The following is a 257-nucleotide window of genomic DNA, read 5'->3' as shown; positions in this document are numbered from 1 at the left end:
GCCATGCAGACGAGCAACAACGCAAGCACGTCATGGCGAATGGCGGCAAGCACAACCGGTGCGAAGCCGGGCGGCTTCGCACTCGTAACGATCAGGACTCTGCCGCTGCTTCGTCAAGCAGAGCTTTTAATTCGCCCTTTTCAAACATCTCGGTGATGATATCGCAACCACCGACCAACTCACCCTTAACCCACAACTGCGGAAAGGTTGGCCAATTGGCATACTTGGGCAAATTGGTGCGAATTTCCGGGTTGGAC

Annotated in this window: 1 protein-coding gene; it reads right to left on the bottom strand. The window is 54.9% G+C overall.

The features are described from left to right. Window positions 1–91 precede the first annotated feature (91 nt). Window positions 92–257 (bottom strand): glutaredoxin domain-containing protein (locus tag Q4563_RS20950; RefSeq protein ID WP_303605892.1); only part of this gene is annotated, 166 nt, incomplete at its 5' end.

This window comes from Gilvimarinus sp. 1_MG-2023 (genome assembly GCF_030548285.1).
The sequence above is the reverse complement of the archived record's forward strand: the minus strand, read 5'-3'. Positions and strand labels throughout refer to the sequence as shown.